The 14630-nt window shown below is 68.3% G+C and carries 17 protein-coding genes and 1 tRNA gene; 6 read left to right on the plus strand and 12 right to left on the minus strand.

Going from position 1 to position 14630, the window contains the following annotated elements; translation table 11 throughout:
- Nucleotides 1-54: 54 nt before the first annotated feature.
- A complete protein-coding gene (locus MTS1_RS04055; protein ID WP_023951674.1) occupies nt 55-987 on the plus strand; it encodes an AvrD family protein in 933 nt (310 codons plus the stop codon).
- Here the strand turns inward: MTS1_RS04055 and MTS1_RS04060 are convergent.
- Nucleotides 984-1670, minus strand: coding sequence for a ScbR family autoregulator-binding transcription factor (locus MTS1_RS04060; RefSeq protein ID WP_023951675.1), 687 nt, complete (start codon nt 1668-1670; stop codon nt 984-986). The two genes, MTS1_RS04055 and MTS1_RS04060, sit on opposite strands and share 4 nt — an antisense overlap.
- A 46-nt stretch (nt 1671-1716) precedes the next feature.
- Nucleotides 1717-2643 carry an NAD(P)-dependent oxidoreductase gene (locus MTS1_RS15990; protein WP_023951676.1) on the minus strand — a complete coding sequence of 309 codons (927 nt, stop codon included), beginning with the start codon at nt 2641-2643 and terminating at the stop codon, nt 1717-1719.
- 428 nt (nt 2644-3071) lie between these two features.
- Between MTS1_RS15990 and MTS1_RS04070 the strand changes: the two genes are divergently transcribed.
- On the plus strand, nt 3072-3710 hold the full coding sequence (locus MTS1_RS04070) for a TetR/AcrR family transcriptional regulator (RefSeq protein ID WP_023951677.1): 639 nt from the start codon (nt 3072-3074) through the stop codon (nt 3708-3710).
- 11 nt (nt 3711-3721) lie between these two features.
- Here MTS1_RS04070 and MTS1_RS04075 read toward each other — a convergent pair whose 3' ends face one another.
- From MTS1_RS04075 to MTS1_RS04090, 4 genes are all read right to left on the minus strand, one after another.
- The gene (locus tag MTS1_RS04075; protein ID WP_023951678.1) at nt 3722-4786 is read right to left on the minus strand and encodes a hypothetical protein; all 1065 of its coding nucleotides are present in this window, start codon (nt 4784-4786) and stop codon (nt 3722-3724) included.
- Nucleotides 4783-5418, minus strand: coding sequence for an ATP-binding cassette domain-containing protein (locus MTS1_RS04080; protein WP_023951679.1), 636 nt, complete (start codon nt 5416-5418; stop codon nt 4783-4785). Before MTS1_RS04080 ends, MTS1_RS04075 begins: the two co-directional genes overlap by 4 nt.
- On the minus strand, nt 5411-6070 hold the full coding sequence (locus tag MTS1_RS04085) for a hypothetical protein (RefSeq protein WP_144083363.1): 660 nt from the start codon (nt 6068-6070) through the stop codon (nt 5411-5413). Before MTS1_RS04085 ends, MTS1_RS04080 begins: the two co-directional genes overlap by 8 nt.
- Nucleotides 6071-6441: 371 nt before the next feature.
- Nucleotides 6442-7095 carry a hypothetical protein gene (locus MTS1_RS04090; RefSeq protein WP_023951683.1) on the minus strand — a complete coding sequence of 218 codons (654 nt, stop codon included), beginning with the start codon at nt 7093-7095 and terminating at the stop codon, nt 6442-6444.
- 139 nt (nt 7096-7234) lie between these two features.
- Between MTS1_RS04090 and MTS1_RS04095 the strand changes: the two genes are divergently transcribed.
- Nucleotides 7235-7894 (plus strand): response regulator transcription factor, encoded by a 660-nt coding sequence (locus MTS1_RS04095; protein ID WP_023951685.1) that lies wholly within the window; start codon nt 7235-7237, stop codon nt 7892-7894.
- Between the two features lie 212 nt (nt 7895-8106).
- On the plus strand, nt 8107-9057 hold the full coding sequence (locus MTS1_RS15995) for a HAMP domain-containing sensor histidine kinase (protein WP_158497456.1): 951 nt from the start codon (nt 8107-8109) through the stop codon (nt 9055-9057).
- Here MTS1_RS15995 and MTS1_RS04105 read toward each other — a convergent pair.
- Together MTS1_RS04105 and MTS1_RS04110 are read right to left on the minus strand one after the other, a co-directional pair.
- Entirely contained in the window at nt 9050-9337 is a 288-nt protein-coding gene (locus MTS1_RS04105; RefSeq protein ID WP_023951689.1) for a hypothetical protein, read from the minus strand. The two genes, MTS1_RS15995 and MTS1_RS04105, sit on opposite strands and share 8 nt — an antisense overlap.
- 488 nt (nt 9338-9825) lie before the next feature.
- Nucleotides 9826-9899: transfer RNA gene (locus tag MTS1_RS04110), tRNA-Pro, on the minus strand.
- Nucleotides 9900-10040: 141 nt separating this feature from the next.
- On the opposite strand from MTS1_RS04110, the gene MTS1_RS04115 reads away from it, so the two are divergent.
- Nucleotides 10041-10658 carry a GNAT family N-acetyltransferase gene (locus tag MTS1_RS04115; RefSeq protein WP_036304621.1) on the plus strand — a complete coding sequence of 206 codons (618 nt, stop codon included), beginning with the start codon at nt 10041-10043 and terminating at the stop codon, nt 10656-10658.
- Between the two features lie 22 nt (nt 10659-10680).
- The gene (locus MTS1_RS04120) at nt 10681-11049 is read left to right on the plus strand and encodes an RNA-binding S4 domain-containing protein (protein ID WP_023951692.1); all 369 of its coding nucleotides are present in this window, start codon (nt 10681-10683) and stop codon (nt 11047-11049) included.
- 53 nt (nt 11050-11102) lie between these two features.
- Here the strand turns inward: MTS1_RS04120 and MTS1_RS04125 are convergent, their stop codons facing one another.
- From MTS1_RS04125 to MTS1_RS04140, 4 genes are all read right to left on the minus strand, one after another.
- On the minus strand, nt 11103-11897 hold the full coding sequence (locus tag MTS1_RS04125; RefSeq protein WP_023951695.1) for a DUF4184 family protein: 795 nt from the start codon (nt 11895-11897) through the stop codon (nt 11103-11105).
- 9 nt (nt 11898-11906) lie between these two features.
- Entirely contained in the window at nt 11907-13181 is a 1275-nt protein-coding gene (tyrS, locus tag MTS1_RS04130; protein WP_023951697.1) for a tyrosine--tRNA ligase, read from the minus strand.
- 78 nt (nt 13182-13259) lie between these two features.
- Nucleotides 13260-13955 carry a hypothetical protein gene (locus MTS1_RS04135; RefSeq protein ID WP_036304623.1) on the minus strand — a complete coding sequence of 232 codons (696 nt, stop codon included), beginning with the start codon at nt 13953-13955 and terminating at the stop codon, nt 13260-13262.
- Complete coding sequence (locus tag MTS1_RS04140; RefSeq protein ID WP_036304624.1) at nt 13952-14596, minus strand: SatD family protein; 645 nt, start codon at nt 14594-14596, stop codon at nt 13952-13954. Before MTS1_RS04140 ends, MTS1_RS04135 begins: the two co-directional genes overlap by 4 nt.
- Nucleotides 14597-14630: the final 34 nt, after the last annotated feature.

The following is a 14630-nucleotide window of genomic DNA, read 5'->3' on the forward strand; positions in this document are numbered from 1 at the left end:
ACGGGCATCCATCTCGCTCTAGCGTTACCTGTGTGCCATAAATAAGCTGACCGCATGGCTTACTCGCATCGATCAGCTGCCATCTCAGGAGCGGTCGGCGCGAGTCTGGACGATCTGCTCGGTCCCGCATCCGAGCGCTACCTGGCGAGCCGATTCCGACACGTCGCGCGAGCATTCGCCGGCTCTGCGACGCGCTCCAGCGATCAGCAGCTCGCCCTCGAAGGCCGCGCCGCCCTCGAGTATCCCGAGACCTGGACGGTCAAAACGGGAAGATCACCCGCGCCGCATTTCAGCTCCATCGATGCGATCGTCCTGACTGCGGCACTGTGCTCGCACCCGGCACCGATCGACGGTTCCTCCTCGCCCACGCCCCCGCGCTTACGCAGCGTCAGTCTTCGTGCGGGGACGACGGCGGATGTCGAACTCGAGAGCGTTCCCGTCTCGGGCACGCTCGGCGCGCTGGGTTCCACGGCGGGCGTCGAAGCACGGCTCACCCTGGGCGCAATGCGCACCGTCGCGCACCTGGATCGTCCGCCTGCGCTGATTCAGGCGACACCGTCGGACGGAAGCCCCCTCTCCGTCGAGCTCGCCGCCGACTGCGCCGTGGAGCACGTGTGGAAGTCCCGGTTGACACGCATCGAGGCGGGGCGCTCGGTCGAGTTCCAGCACGAGATCGCGTCCGACTGTCCCCCCGCCCGAAGAGTCGTCACCGTGCTCGACCTCCTGCGCCTCTCCGCGCAGCAGGCGCAGGCGCTGATCTACTGCAGCGACGGACTGGATCGGGCGTCTGCCAACTCCATCTGGATGCGGAGCGCGTCGTTCGACGTCGGCGAGCGTCGACAGCTGCACGGACCGCTCTTTCTGGAGGTCAGCATCGCCCGAACCCAACGGATAGACCGCGCGTCCGTGCGGTGGAACGTGTTCGACGTCGTCGCGCGCGGCACCGGAGGCCTCCAGGCTGCAGCCTCGCTCGCCTACTCTCGTTAGGCGGGCCGGAATGCTGCCTCGACGGCGGCGACGGCGGCATCGCGATCCGCGGGGGGCACCATCGCGTCTACCGCAAAGAGCCACATATCGCGGAGACCGGCGAGCAGGTCGTCACGTGAACTCATCGCCTGCGACATGAGCTGCACACCGGTGAAGAAGCCGATGAGCGTCTTCGCGAGGGTCTCGGGAGACAGCCCGCTCGTGAGCTCGCCTCGTTCCAGCGCAGGTGCGAGCATCGCACTCGTCATCTCGACCCAGTTGAGGTAGAAGTTGCCGGCCGGCGCGCCGAGGGCGCCTTCTTCCATCGCGAGCCGGATTCCGGCCCGCACGACGGCATCGTGACGCAGCTGGTCCGCCATGGCGCGCGACACCGCGACCAGCCTCTCGAAGACGCCGGGCGAGGTGTCGACGGCATCCGTCAACAACGGGAGCGAGCGCGCGTGCTGCTCGTTGATGACCGCGAGCGCGATCTGCTCCTTCGATTTGAAGTGGAAGTACATCGACCCCTGGGAGATCCCCGATTCCTCGACGATCATCGAGAGACTGGCTTTGCCGTATCCCTCGCGGTCGAACACGTTCGCGGCCCCCTCGACCACCGCGCGCTGGGTCTCCTGCGACCGACTCTGCTGCGGCGTCCGCCGAACAGCCGTCGAGACCTCGCGGTTTGCTTCATCCTTGCGCACGAGAGCCCATTATCCTCTGGCCGATCCGCGGCCGGTGCTCACACGTTCAGCGCGCCGACCGCCCGTGCTGGACGTACCACGACAGCGCGGCATCGGTGAGGTGAACATCGCGGCTTCCCGCATCGGGCACGAGATCGCGGAGGCGCTCGGACGAGAGAAAGTAGTCGTGGGCGAACTGCACGACCTTGCGCGCTGGGATACCGCGCGCCTCGAGTGCCGCACCGGCATCGGCGGCGCTCAGCGACCGGGAGGGAAGTCTCCCCCACTCGGCGAGGATCGGCGAGAGGAGGTCTCTCACGGCGACGGGCCGATCCGGCACGACATGCACCACCGCACCCGCTCCACCTTCCAGGCGATGCCGCACGGCAGCGACGGCTGCCCGGGCGACGAGGCCGGCAGATGCCACCGACAACCGGGCGGCACCGTCTTCGATCCATGCTCCGAGCGCGGCGTGGGCGGAGAGCAGCCGCAGAAGAAAGTGCCCGTCCCCCACTCCGGTGATGAACAGGGGGCGCAGCACGGACGCGCCTGAAGCGGATGCGACCGCGTCGCCTCGCGCTCGCGTCGCGCTGAGCTCGGACTCCGGGTGAACCGGATACTGCCCCTCCCTGCCGCCTGAGAATGCGAGTGCACCGTAGATTCCCGCCGTGCTGACGTGCACGAGGGGGATGCCGAGCGACGTCGTCGCCTCGGCGGTATGCGTCACGCCGTCGACGTTCACGCGGCGCTGCTCCCGTGCATCATCTCCGACGTGACTCGCCGCATTGATCGCAGCGATCGACCCGGAGATCGCCTTGCGGAGAGATTCCGCCCCGTCGGCGATATCGACGACGCGACTCCTGTGATCGGATCGCAATTCGGCGTTCCGGCCTCGACTGAGGATGAGCGGGTCGAATCCCGCATGCGCGAGCTCTTCCGCCACATGACGACCGACGAATCCCGTCCCGCCGATGACCGCGACTGAATTCGCCATAGCTTCCCCCACCACGACTCGAACCCCCTCAGAACATACAAGCAGCTATCCGCTCAGTTCGGCGAGACCGTCATGAGGCGGCACGGTCACGTCCACGTTCTCGCGAGCGGTTCTGTCATCATCGGCGGCGCTCGAATATCCATGCACGGCGAAGATCACCTTCGAGTTCCTGCCGCCCCTGACCGTCGACGGATGCCGCCCACGCCGGCGTACCGGGCGCGCAGCGGCAAAGTTCACACCGGTAGCCGACTACGTAGCATGAACGGCCCTTCGCGTCCCGGCTCATGCCCCTGTCATATGCATCGTTGGCAGTGGTCATACATTCATCTCTGTACCATGTAGGCAGTTCTCACCAGGCCCTGCGACCCCACTCGCGGCGAGTGTCATGGTGGGGGAACCCAATTCCGGTCGGAGGTGTCAGCCCCCATATGGGCAAGCAACAGCGGAGCGGGGAGACCCGTGAAGCACTGCTCGAATCCGGGAGCCGGGTCTTCGCGACCATACCGTTCGATAAGGCCCGCATCGCGGATGTGATCGAACCACTCGGAGTCACGCAGGGTGCCTTCTACTTCCACTTCGAGAACAAGCACGAGCTCGCGCTCGAGATCATCCGACGTGAGCACGCGATGATGGTCGACCTGAGCGAGCGGGTCCTCAGCTCCGCGGGAGGCGGTCTCGCCGGCCTGCACGAGGTGTCGACAGGGCTGGCGGAACTGGTGCGCGCGGATGTCACGGTGCAGGCGGGGCTTCGCCTCACTTCCCACACTCCTGAGGAGTTCCCGGAGTTCCTGGGCGCGTCGTTCACCATGTGGAACGACGCCATCGGGAAGTTCCTTCTGCGCGCACAGGGGGCAGGCGAAGTCCGCTCCGACGTCGAGATCGAAGCCGCCTCCCGGTTCGTGGTGGCCACCTTCGTCGGCGTGCAGGAGATCTCCGCCATCGCCACGCGCTGGGCCGACCTCGACGAGCGTATTCGCGAGGTCAGCTCGCTTGCGATCCGGGGGATCGCCACCGACGAGGGATACGAGGCCTTCACTGCGTCGCTCTCGCCGACAGCCGCGCGATGATCTGACGGCGTTCATCGCTCTTTGAACAATCGGAACAGGTCCGCTTCGCGCACAGTGAGAGTCCCGAGGAAAACGCCCGCGAGCGCCGTACCGAAGCTCGCGACCAGCGACGGCAGCATGGCGGCCGGGACCCAGGCGACGTCCTCCGGGGCGAGAGCTCCTGCACTGAGGTAGATGACTGCTCCTGCGAAGACGGCGCCGGCCAGAGACCACACGACGGCTTCGAGGATCGCTGTCGAGGTCAGCGCGCCGCGTGACTGGCCGGCGTGCAGTGCCGAAGCGTGCTCCAGGCGACGGGCGCGTACGGCGGCGAACCCGATGAGCAGCCCCGCGGCCGCGGCGACCGCGGGCGCCCATCGGGTGAGGCGGTCGTCGAACATCGCTGTGCCTGTGAAGCTCGTACCCATGCTGCGGTTCAGCTGAGTCAGCGACACCTCGGTCCCGGTGCTTGCCTCGGACGCGAGCGCCTGGCGGAGGAGGCCATCGTCGTCGGGGCCCTGAGGCCAGGCGCGCATCCAGCACTCGTCGAAGACCCCGGCACCCTCGACGGGCATGACAATCGCGTACTCCAGGCGAGCGTCACGTCCGTCGTCGGGGTAGGCGAAGATGCCGGCGACTTTGAGGTCCCGGCCATCCGTGGCGAGGGTCGAACCGGTGGCGACCCCGAGGGACTCCGCGAGAGGCTCCGAGACCCAAGCACCCTCGGAGGCGGACTTCATGTCGAGCAGGCTTGCAAACCCGGCTGTCACCTCGTACACAGGGAACCCGGCGCCGGCGAGCGCGTCCAGTGGCAGGTCTTCGGCCTGACGCAATGCACCGGAGGCCTGCACGCTCCGGTACCAGTCGAGGGATTCGCAACGGGCGCGGTCGACGCTGTCCTCCGCGACCAGCATGCGGGTCGCCCCGCCGCCGGTGATGAACGTACGGGCCTGGTTCTGCAGCCCGTGGACGGCCGCGACGTCCGCCCCCGCGGCGAGCCCCGCCGTCAGCGCGAGCAGGAGACCGAGAAGCGGCACGTGCGCGGTCCCGGAGACGACGTTCCGCAGGACCTCGGAGGCGATGCTGCGCATCTTCATGCGGCCACCCCCCTCGTGGGGGCGTAGTCCTCGAGCTGGATGACGCGGTTGCACGCATCCCGTGTGCCCGGGTCGTGCGTGGCAATGAGGACGATGGCGCCCTCCTGCGCGACCGCACCGAGGGTCTGGTTCACGGTCTCCGAGGTTCGGAGGTCCAGCTGCGCCGTCGGCTCGTCGACAAGGAGCAGGGAGGGCCTGGTCGCGACGGCGCGGGCAAGCATCAGGCGCTGCGCCTCCCCTCCGGAGAGCTCTCGGAAGGAGCGGTCGGCGACGGCGGTCAGCTTGAACGACGCGAGTATCGGACGAGCGAGCTCGACGGCCTCGCCGCGCGTGCTTCCCGCGGCGAGGAACGGGAAGACGACATGGTCGATCGCCTTCCGGTGCGCGACGCCGTGCGGGTTCTGGAACACCCAGCTGGTGCGCGTGATGCGCACGCGTTCTACCCGACCCATCGATGGCGTCTCCCACCCGGCGAAGATGGATAGGAGCGTGGACTTGCCGCTCCCGGAAGGACCGCACAGTCCCACCACGTCGCCCGGGCGCGCCTCGAAATCGAGGCTCTCGAACAGCAGCGGTGTGCCGGGGAAGCCGTGCCCGAGCCCGATGGCGCGCACCGCACGCCCGTCATTCACAGTGCACCCCTTCCAGCGCGCTCCCGATCGCGACGCTCTCCGGCACTTCGCCTTCGAACGCGACCACGGCCGCGCCGAGGGAGGAGCCCAGAAGTTCTGTCCTCACGGTGCCGGCGCTTGTCTTGACGCAGCTGCTGTCACCGTCGTAGATCAGCGCGCCGGCGGGAATGGAATAGGCGTCGATCGGCGACGCGAGCGCGATGGTCGCGGTGACAGTCGCCCCGGGATCTTCGGCGAGGCCGGAGATCAGCCGCTCATCGCCGGCGAGCTGGGCGAGGAAGGCCGGGTCGGAGGCGGTTCCCTGCGCATCGAGAGGGCCCCGCACCGACCCGATCTTGATCGTCCGGTCGCCGGGCGTGAGGTTGTCGGGGACAGACTGCACCGTCACGCGTTCGAGGGCCCCGCGGGATGTTGCGATGGCACTCCCTTGCGAGACGGCGTCGCCGACTTTCACGGCGCATGCGATGCCGGTCAGCTGCGGCGACGGCAGCCAGATGAACTCCGCGCGCTCAGCGAACCGCTCGCCCTCCTCGACTCCGGCTCTTACCCTCAGGTGTTGCAGAGCCCGTCCGGTGCGGCTGCCGAACTCCCCATCCACGGTTTCCGCGTCGAGGTGGCCCAGGCGGATGAGCTCGGTCTGCAGCGCGGCCACGTCGGCGCCGTCGTCCCCGACGGACAGGTCGCGGTAGAGCGGGACCGTAGTGTGCAGTGCGATGAGGGGGCGCTCGTCGACGTGCGCGACGACGGTGCCCGAGGTAACCTCCCCCCCGTCGCGGCACCAGGACGCTGTCAGAGTGCCCGACGTCTGGATGGCGAGGGTCTGGTCGGCGCCGCTGACGAGCTTGACCTGCACGCGCCGACTGTCGTCGAAGGTCTGCGCGACCACCGGCGCCGATGTCTCTTCACTGCCTGCACGCAGCAGCTCGGGTTCCGGGACTGGTCGGAGCGCGTACCCGAGGGAACCTGCCGCGCCGATAACCACCAGTGTGGTCACAGCGATCAGTGAGGCCGTCCGGCGGGACGTCACTGCTCCTCCTCCTCGAATGCGACGGCGTAGCCGCCTGCTGAGAAGCACTCCTGCACGGTGGCGTCGTTCGGGTCGTACTCCGCTTCCTCGAAGCGGTTCTCGAGGTCCTCGGCGAGGTCGGTGGTCGTGTACGTGGCCTCGACGACCTGGTTGCGCTTGAAGCAGGCCACGACGATCTCCTCGCCGTTGCTGAGCAGGTCGGGGTTGCCCTGCTGCGCTCGGTACAGGGCCTCGATCGGCGCGAGCTCGTCGGCACACTCCCCGGCGGTGTCGATGTACTTCTGCGCTTCCTCAGCGGACATCTCCGGGGGCGTGATCTGGATGATGCCGGAGGCGAGGCGCTTGTGCTCCTCCTCGTAGCCGGCGTTGACCATGCACTCGGTGTACATGCGATGCGCCTCGTCATACTGAGCCTGCGTGATGCCGCCGGTGTCGATGGCGCTCGTGAGTACGTCGATGACGTACGGGTTCTCCTCGCCTTCGAGGTACTGCTCCAAGAGCTCCTCGAAGCTACCCGCCAGACGCTCGCCTTCCGGAGCAGCCTGACCTTCGCCGTCCACTCCGGAGGTACAGGCGACCAGCGCCGAGCCTGCGAGGACGAGTGCCACCATGCCGGTGACGACCCGCGTTGATGCTGTGGTTGTTCGCATGAGAACGCTCCGATTCCTCTGAATTGCCGTGGTGTTACCGGTCTATCCACGGCGGGTCTCGGTACGGTTAGCGCTCTCCTAACCTGGCCCTAACCGCCTCCGGGAAGACTGCGTATGTACCTGAGGAAGGGAGCACGCGATGCGAATACTGCTGGTCGAAGACAACGTCGACCTGTCCGCAGCGATCACCATGTCTCTCGCCCGCGACGGATATACGATCACCCCCGCGTACGACGGCGTCCAGGCACTGGACCGCCTCATCGACTACGAATTCGACGCCGTCATCCTCGACCGCGACCTCCCGCGCATGAGCGGAGACAGCGTCTGCCGCGAGATCCGCACCTCCGGTCAGGACATCTCCATCATCATGCTCACCGCGCTGACCACCGTGCGCGATCGCGTCACCGGGCTCGACCTCGGCGCAGACGACTACCTCACCAAGCCATTCGCGTACGAGGAGCTCGCCGCACGCCTGCGGGCGCTCCGCAGGCGCGGAACCGCGCCCATCTCGGATGAGATCACCGTCGGCGCGCTCACCGTCGATCGAGCCCGCGGTAACGTCATCTTCGACGGCCGGAGCATCCGTGTCTCCCCCAAGGAATTCGCCGTCATCGAGGCACTCGCCCGCGCCGAGGGACGGCACCTGACCGTCGAACGCCTACTCGACGTCGCCTGGGACGCCCCCGACGACATCTCCCGCAGCGTCGTGAAAGTGACGATGCACTCGCTGCGCCGCAAGCTCGCTCCCGACCTCATCGTCCATGACCCCGGTTTCGGGTATCGGCTGGAGACAAGCTGATGTCCCGCAGGAGCTCTCTCGCCGCGCGCATCGCCGTGCGGTCCGCAGCGATCTTCACCGCGATCTCGGTTCTGGTCTTCGTCGCGGTCTGGGCGTCCCTGACCTCTGTCGCCTCCTCGAGCATCACCGTCGTCCCCGAAAACGGAGCCTCCTCCGCCCCGGAGGTCGTGGAAGCCGTGTTCCGACTCACCAACCAGGCGAAGACGATGACCATGACCGTCACCGGCTCCGCACTCGCCCTGATCACCGCCCTCGGCACCTTCCTCACCTATCGCGCAGCGCGGGCCTCCCTGCGCCGCGTCTCCGACATCACCCAGCACACCCGGCGCATCACCGCCAGCACTTTGGACGAGCGTCTCGCCCTCCGCGGGCCTGATGACGAGATCAAGGACCTCGCCGACACGATCGACGACACCCTCAGCCAGCTCAGTGACGCCTTCGCCCAGCAGGAGCGGTTCGCCGCGAACGCCTCCCACGAGTTGCGCACCCCACTCGCCGTCGTACGGACGTCCCTGGAGTCGATCGGCGGCCGCATTGCCCATGACGAGGATGTCGACCGGTCCCTCCGGAACGTAACCCGCATGGACGAGACGATCGACGCCCTCCTTCTGCTCGCTCAGACCCGGCGCCTGCCCGAAGACAGGCGCTACCCGGTGGACGTCGCAGGGGTGGTCCGCATCCTCGCCGACGACCTCGCCCCGGCTTTCGCGGCCCGTGGCGTCAGCTTCGAGGTGAGAGCTGACCAGGTCGCCATCGTCGACGGGGATCAGACACTGCTCACCCAGGCCGTGCACAATCTGATGCGAAACGCCGCTCAGTACGCCCCAGCCGACGGGCATGCGACCTTCGAAGTCACCGCGTCGCCCACGGCCGTGACCGCCCGCTTCGCGAATGATGGATGCGCTTACACGGACGAAGAGGTCGCACAGTTGCTCGAGCCGTTCAGCCGCGGCGCCCAGACACGCGCTGGCGACGTCACCGGGCACGGACTCGGGCTGTCGATCGTTGCGAGCATCGCACGTCAGCATGGCGGTACCTTCGAACTGGAACCGCGCCAGGAAGGCGGCCTCGTCGGCACCCTTCGCCTCCCGCCGGCAACAGAGGAGGCCGGGGATGCGACCCCCGGCCTCCGTTCAGCTCAGCCCACTCAGGCGATCACCTGAACGAGTTGTAGGCGTAGCTACCCGTGTCCACGCCACAGGCTGCCCACGCGTATCCGCCGCTGGTCGTCCAGCCCGAGGTGGCCGTCTTGCAGCCGTGTTTGGCGAAGGACAGCCCCTGTGTGCCGCCCCACACATCGTGCTCCGCGCTGGCGTTGAAGGGACCGGCGAACCACGTGCCGCTCTGTCCTGCGTAAGCCGGGGCGGCGCTCAGCGCACCGCCGACGGCCAGAGACGCCGCGAGGACGACCGCCCCGAAACCCTTCTTGAACTTCGTCTTCATGTGAACCACTTCCTTGTGAGTGAGGTTGGGCCGGCACCCTGCCGGTGAGGTTCACCCTGGCAGAACCAAAACATACATACAAGCATGTATGTTTTTCGCGCACGCCCGAGGTCGGTTTAGCAGACCTCGTCTTCATTGAACGAGAAAGCGCCGAGCGCGAGGTCAAGCGGCGGGAGATGATGCGGTCAAGCCAGCTGTCGATCCCCTTGCCGGCCGTCGACTTCGCGCGGGACAGCTCCAGATAGACCATGCCGTCGCGCTCGTTGTAGAGCAGGATCCAGAGATACTTCATTTCGATCTCGGCGCCGTCGGCCGTCGGCTGGTCGAACAGTGCACCTCGGCCGTTCTCATCGACGCGCTTGCCGAACGCGCAGCCCTTCGGGTTCCTGGCATCAGCTGGTCGTGCATGAACACGACGGTTCGGGACCAGCACGAAACGACGAAAGGCCCGGATTTCTGCGATCCAGCAGGAATCCGGGCCTTTTTTGTCGGGATGACAGGATTTGAACCTGCGACCCCTTGACCCCCAGTCAAGTGCGCTACCAAGCTGCGCCACATCCCGGTCCGCTGTCCGCACGCGGACAACTCCCCTATCCTAACCGGTCCTGAGCCCGCTCGCGAACCGGCGCACCCGGGCGCGTTGCGGGGCTTCTGCGACGACCGATCGTTGCCCGGTGTCGGGGGCGGGCAGTACCGTCTGGCCATGAGCGAGACGACGATCGTGCCGGTGACGCCCGGCAGCTTCAGCGATGCCCAGCACGCGATGAGCGGCGGCGGCGATGGGCACGAGTGTCAGTGCCAGTGGTGGACGATGACGAACGCCGACTTCCAGCGCACCGATATCGACGGCCGTGCCTCAGCCTTCCGAAGCGAAGTGGATGCCGCGCCCTCCCCCGGACTCATCGCCTACGTCGACGGTGATGCCGCCGGCTGGGTGCGTGTCGGCCCGCGTACCCGTCAGATCCGGTTGAGCAAGACACGCGCCTACGCCGGCGCGACCGAAGAGCCCTGGGACGACGCGGATGTCTGGGCCGTCAGCTGCTTCGCGGTGCGCAAGGAGCATCGCGGCTCGGGCCTCAACGCGGCGCTTCTCCATGCCGCGATCGCCTTCGCCCGCGAGAACGGCGCACGCGTGGTCGAGGCGTACCCCGTTGACCCGGATGCGGGGCGAAAGGTGACGTCCAACGAGCTGTACCACGGCGCTCTGTCCACGTTCCTCAGCGCGGGCTTCCGCGAGGTCGCGCGCCCCAAGCCGCACGTCGCCGTCGTCTCGCTCGACCTCGCCGACACCCACGAGACGGGCACCGGAGAGCACCCGTGACGCTTCGGCGAGAATGGAACGCATGACCGCATCCGATGCCCCCGTCCGCGTGGACTCGTGGCTGTGGGCGGTCCGCATCTACAAGACCCGCTCAGCGGCGACCACGGCCTGCCGCGCCGGTCACGTCCGGGTCAACGGGGAGAAGGTCAAAGCGTCGCAGTCGGTGAAGCCCGGCGACGAGCTACGAGTGCGGATCGCGGGTTTCGACCGCATCCTCGTCGTCCGACAGACTCTCACCAAGCGCGTCGGTGCGCCCGTTGCCGCCACCGCGTTGGAAGACCGCACTCCCCCGCGCGAGCCGATGGCGATGCTCGCCGTCCGCGACCGCGGCGCCGGCCGACCGACGAAACGCGAACGCCGCGAGATCGACCGACTGCGCGGAGTCGACTGATCCACGCCTCGGGCACGCGATCACTGATCGCCTCGACAACTACCCCGCGTCACTCACCGCGCGGCGCGGCGGCGCGGCACCTGCACGACGACGCACAGCACGAGCGTCACCACTCCCCAGATGGCGCACGCGGGCGGCAGCACGCGGTACGCGAGGTGCTGCGCAGTCCACTCCGTCGTGAGCGGTCCGTACGCGGCAAGACCGATCAGCCACGCCGCGACAAGCGCGACCGGCAGCGACACCCACCAGACCACCCGCACGGCGCCGGGCAGCACCCGCCGCACCGGAGCCGACGACCGTTTCCGCAACCAGAACGCCCCCGCCACCGCGAGCCCGAGCAGGCCGAGCGCGCTCGATGCGTACTGGAACCACCGGTAGCCGTGGAACGGTCCCCAGCGTTCGGCCAGCGCGGGTAAGAGCTCGACGCCCCAGCGCCCCTCGTGGGTGAAGGCGTCCCAGGCGATGTGGCTCAGCACGCCGAGAGCGAGCGACACCACGACCAGCAGAACCGTGACCGCGACCGACCGGCCGCGCCCCGACCCCGGCACGACCGTTCGCAGCGCGTCGCCACCCCTGGAATCCCACGCCGGCGGCAGCCGTCTCGACAGCCAGTCCGGCGCGAGTTCACGCACCGCCGGGCGCAGCAGCAGCCACCACGCGAGCAGCAGCACGCCCGCGATCACGACCGTCAGCCACGGGTACGCGTGCGTCTGCGCATAGCTGATGCCGATCCCGCGCGCGAACAACGGCAGATCCGGAGCCATCGCCCCGACAGCCACCGCCGCCGGCACGAGCGGTGTGCGAACGACCGCCAGCGCGACGACGGCGTGGCTCGGGGTGAACGGCATCCGGTCGGGTCAGTCCTCGACGAAGACGCCCGCGAGCGTCTTCTTGCCTCGCCGCAACACGGCCACACCGCCCGGCAGGTCGCCGACGACGACGGCCGACTCGTCGTCGACCTTCGCACCGTTGATCGAGACGCCGCCCTGCGCGATGGCCCGACGGGCCTCCGACAGGCTGCCCACGAGCCCGGTGTCGACGAGCAGCTGCACGACCGAGGCACCGGCCGACGCCGTGGCGTGCGGAAGCTCCTGCAGAGCCGAGCGCAGCGTGGCAGCGTCGAGAGCGGTCAGGTCGCCCTGGCCGAACAGCGCATCGGATGCCGCGATGACCTTCGCCGTCGCATCCACTCCGTGCACCGTCGCGGTGACCTCGAACGCCAGACGCTTCTGAGCGGCACGGCGGAACGGCTCGTCGGCGACGAGGCGCTCGTACTCGGCGATCTCAGCGCTGCTGAGGAACGTGAACACCTTCAGGCGCTCGACGACATCGGCATCCGCGGTCGAGAGCCAGAACTGGTAGAACGCGTACGGGCTCGTGAGCTGGGCGTCGATCCAGATGGCGTTGCCCTCGCTCTTGCCGAACTTCGTGCCGTCGCTGTTGGTGATCAGCGGCGTGCCGAACGCGTGCACCGAGGTGCCCTCGACGCGGTGGATGAGGTCGGTGCCGCTGGTGAGGTTTCCCCACTGGTCCGATCCACCCGTCTGCAGCGTGCAGCCGTACTGGCGGTAGAGCTCGAGGAAGTCGAGACCCTGCAGGATCTGGTAGCTGAACTCGGTGTAGCTGATGCCGGCATCCGAGTTCAGACGGGCGGCGACGGCATCCTTCTTCAGCATCGTGCCGACGCGGTAGTGCTTGCCGATCTCGCGCAGGAAGTCGATGGCCGACAGCGGCGCCGTCCAGTCGAGGTTGTTGACCATGCGGGCGGCGTTCTCGCCCTCGAAGCTGAGGTACTTCTCGATCTGACCGCGCAGACGGTCGACCCACTCGGCGACGGTCTCGCGCGAGTTGAGCGTGCGCTCGGCAGTCGGACGCGGGTCGCCGATGAGGCCCGTCGAGCCGCCGACGAGACCGAGGGGCTTGTGACCGGCCAGCTGCAGACGGCGGAGCGTGAGCAGCTGCACGAGGTGACCGAGGTGCAGGGATGCCGCCGTCGGGTCGAAGCCGCAGTAATACGTGATCGGGTCTCCGCCGAGCGCCTCTCGCAGCGCTTCCTGGTCGGTGGACACATGCACGAGACCGCGCCACACCAGCTCGTCCCACACGTTCTCGAACGCGGGATCGAGCGCCATGGGGGCGGTCGTCAGGGCTTCATCAGACACGCGCTTCAGGTTATCAGCGGCGCACGGCGCGACCCGCCTCGACGGCGCTCAGGCGGCGGTGCCCCACCAGATGAGGAAGGCCGCGCCGAGGGCGACGACCCAGCTGACGAGGCTTCCGACGAGGAAGTACTCGGCGCGGTCTCCCCCGTCGTGGTCGCGCGAGATCTCGGGGAAGCGGACGATGCCCTTCGCCGCGAGCACGGCGGCCAGCAGCGTGAACGCCCCGGTGAGGGTGAGCGCGAAGACGAGCACGCGCTCGAGGGGGCCGATGATGCGCCCGCCCTTCAGCTCGTTCGCCGCTTCGGCGGCCACGACACCGCCCCGCAGCGACGCCCGCACTATGACGTTTCCCGACTCGACGAGGAACACCAACGCGCCCGCCAGCGCGATGGCGAGGTCGAGGCTCACGACGCCCAGCGGCGAGTCGATCGGCCAGATCCTCTCGAGCGGCCCCTGGCCATCGCGCACCCCGATGAGGGCGACCGCCACGGCCACGACGACCGCCAGGAGCGCCGCGGGCCACAGTCCCCACCGGGTGGGCTCGCGCGTCGAGGTGACCGCCGCCCATCCGGCTGCGACCGCGACGGCCGCGAACCACCAGGCCGCGGCGCCCGCCCAGGCGGCGAGGGGCAGCAGCGCGGCGCCGAGAACCACGAGCACGATCCCGAGCTTCGCGCCCGACAGCCGCTTGCGGGCGAGGTCGAGCGCGCCGACACCGAGGAGGATGAGCCCCGCGCCGATCACGACGAGCGCTCCGTCAGCGCCGCGTAGCCGGCGACGACCGCGGGGGCTCCCGACGAGGCGAGCAGTTGCGACACCGCCGACTGCGTGATGCCCTCCTCCTTCGCGAGGGCGCCCTGGGTGCGTCCGAGGCAGCGGCCGTAGGTCAGGCGCCGGGCGCGCTCCGACATGCCCCCGACGATCTCGTCGCGGGCGAGCGCGTAGGCGTTGGCGAAGCGGATGCGATCGGCCATGGCGACATCCTCGTCCTCCCCTCCGACAATGCGGGTGCGGGCGCGCGGAACCGCGCGGTCCTGCATCGCGTGCACCTGTTCGATCGCCTCTCGCGCGCGCCACCAGCCCGGCCCGTCGGAGATGTCCGCACTCTCGGATGCGACCGACCCCACGTCGCCGATGCCCAGCCCGAAGCGCAGCGACGCCTCATCGGGCAGGACCAGCTGGAGAAGCAGAAGCCAGGCCAGCGCGTCATCGAGCTCGTCGAAGACCGCCTGGAACTCGTCGGCGAACGTGGCACGCATCGGCGAAGCGGCGACGGGGAGCGCGCGATCGATCTCGGCCATCGCGGCTTCGATCCGCGTCTGGGTGCTGCTGCGATCCACGAGCAGGCGGGAACCGACGATGTCGGCGATCACGGCGATCGACATATCGATCAGGTTATCACTTATATTTCAGAGATAT

The organism is Microbacterium sp. TS-1 (assembly GCF_000509385.1).
GTDB classification, from domain to species: domain Bacteria; phylum Actinomycetota; class Actinomycetes; order Actinomycetales; family Microbacteriaceae; genus Microbacterium; species Microbacterium arborescens.

Bases quoted from the DNA above. Each gene is read 5' to 3' on its own strand.
- MTS1_RS04125 (WP_023951695.1), bottom strand. From the start codon at position 11,897: ATGCCGTTCACCCCGAGCCACGCCGTCGTCGCGCTGGCGGTCGTTCGC.
- MTS1_RS04095 (WP_023951685.1), top strand. From the start codon at position 7,235: ATGCGAATACTGCTGGTCGAAGACAACGTCGACCTGTCCGCAGCGATC.
- MTS1_RS04070 (WP_023951677.1), top strand. From the start codon at position 3,072: ATGGGCAAGCAACAGCGGAGCGGGGAGACCCGTGAAGCACTGCTCGAA.
- MTS1_RS15990 (WP_023951676.1), bottom strand. From the start codon at position 2,643: ATGGCGAATTCAGTCGCGGTCATCGGCGGGACGGGATTCGTCGGTCGT.
- MTS1_RS04055 (WP_023951674.1), top strand. From the start codon at position 55: ATGGCTTACTCGCATCGATCAGCTGCCATCTCAGGAGCGGTCGGCGCG.
- MTS1_RS04075 (WP_023951678.1), bottom strand. From the start codon at position 4,786: ATGAAGATGCGCAGCATCGCCTCCGAGGTCCTGCGGAACGTCGTCTCC.
- MTS1_RS04120 (WP_023951692.1), top strand. From the start codon at position 10,681: ATGACCGCATCCGATGCCCCCGTCCGCGTGGACTCGTGGCTGTGGGCG.
- MTS1_RS04115 (WP_036304621.1), top strand. From the start codon at position 10,041: ATGAGCGAGACGACGATCGTGCCGGTGACGCCCGGCAGCTTCAGCGAT.
- tyrS (WP_023951697.1), bottom strand. From the start codon at position 13,181: ATGGCGCTCGATCCCGCGTTCGAGAACGTGTGGGACGAGCTGGTGTGG.
- MTS1_RS04090 (WP_023951683.1), bottom strand. From the start codon at position 7,095: ATGCGAACAACCACAGCATCAACGCGGGTCGTCACCGGCATGGTGGCA.
- MTS1_RS04105 (WP_023951689.1), bottom strand. From the start codon at position 9,337: ATGAAGACGAAGTTCAAGAAGGGTTTCGGGGCGGTCGTCCTCGCGGCG.
- MTS1_RS04140 (WP_036304624.1), bottom strand. From the start codon at position 14,596: ATGTCGATCGCCGTGATCGCCGACATCGTCGGTTCCCGCCTGCTCGTG.
- MTS1_RS15995 (WP_158497456.1), top strand. From the start codon at position 8,107: ATGACCGTCACCGGCTCCGCACTCGCCCTGATCACCGCCCTCGGCACC.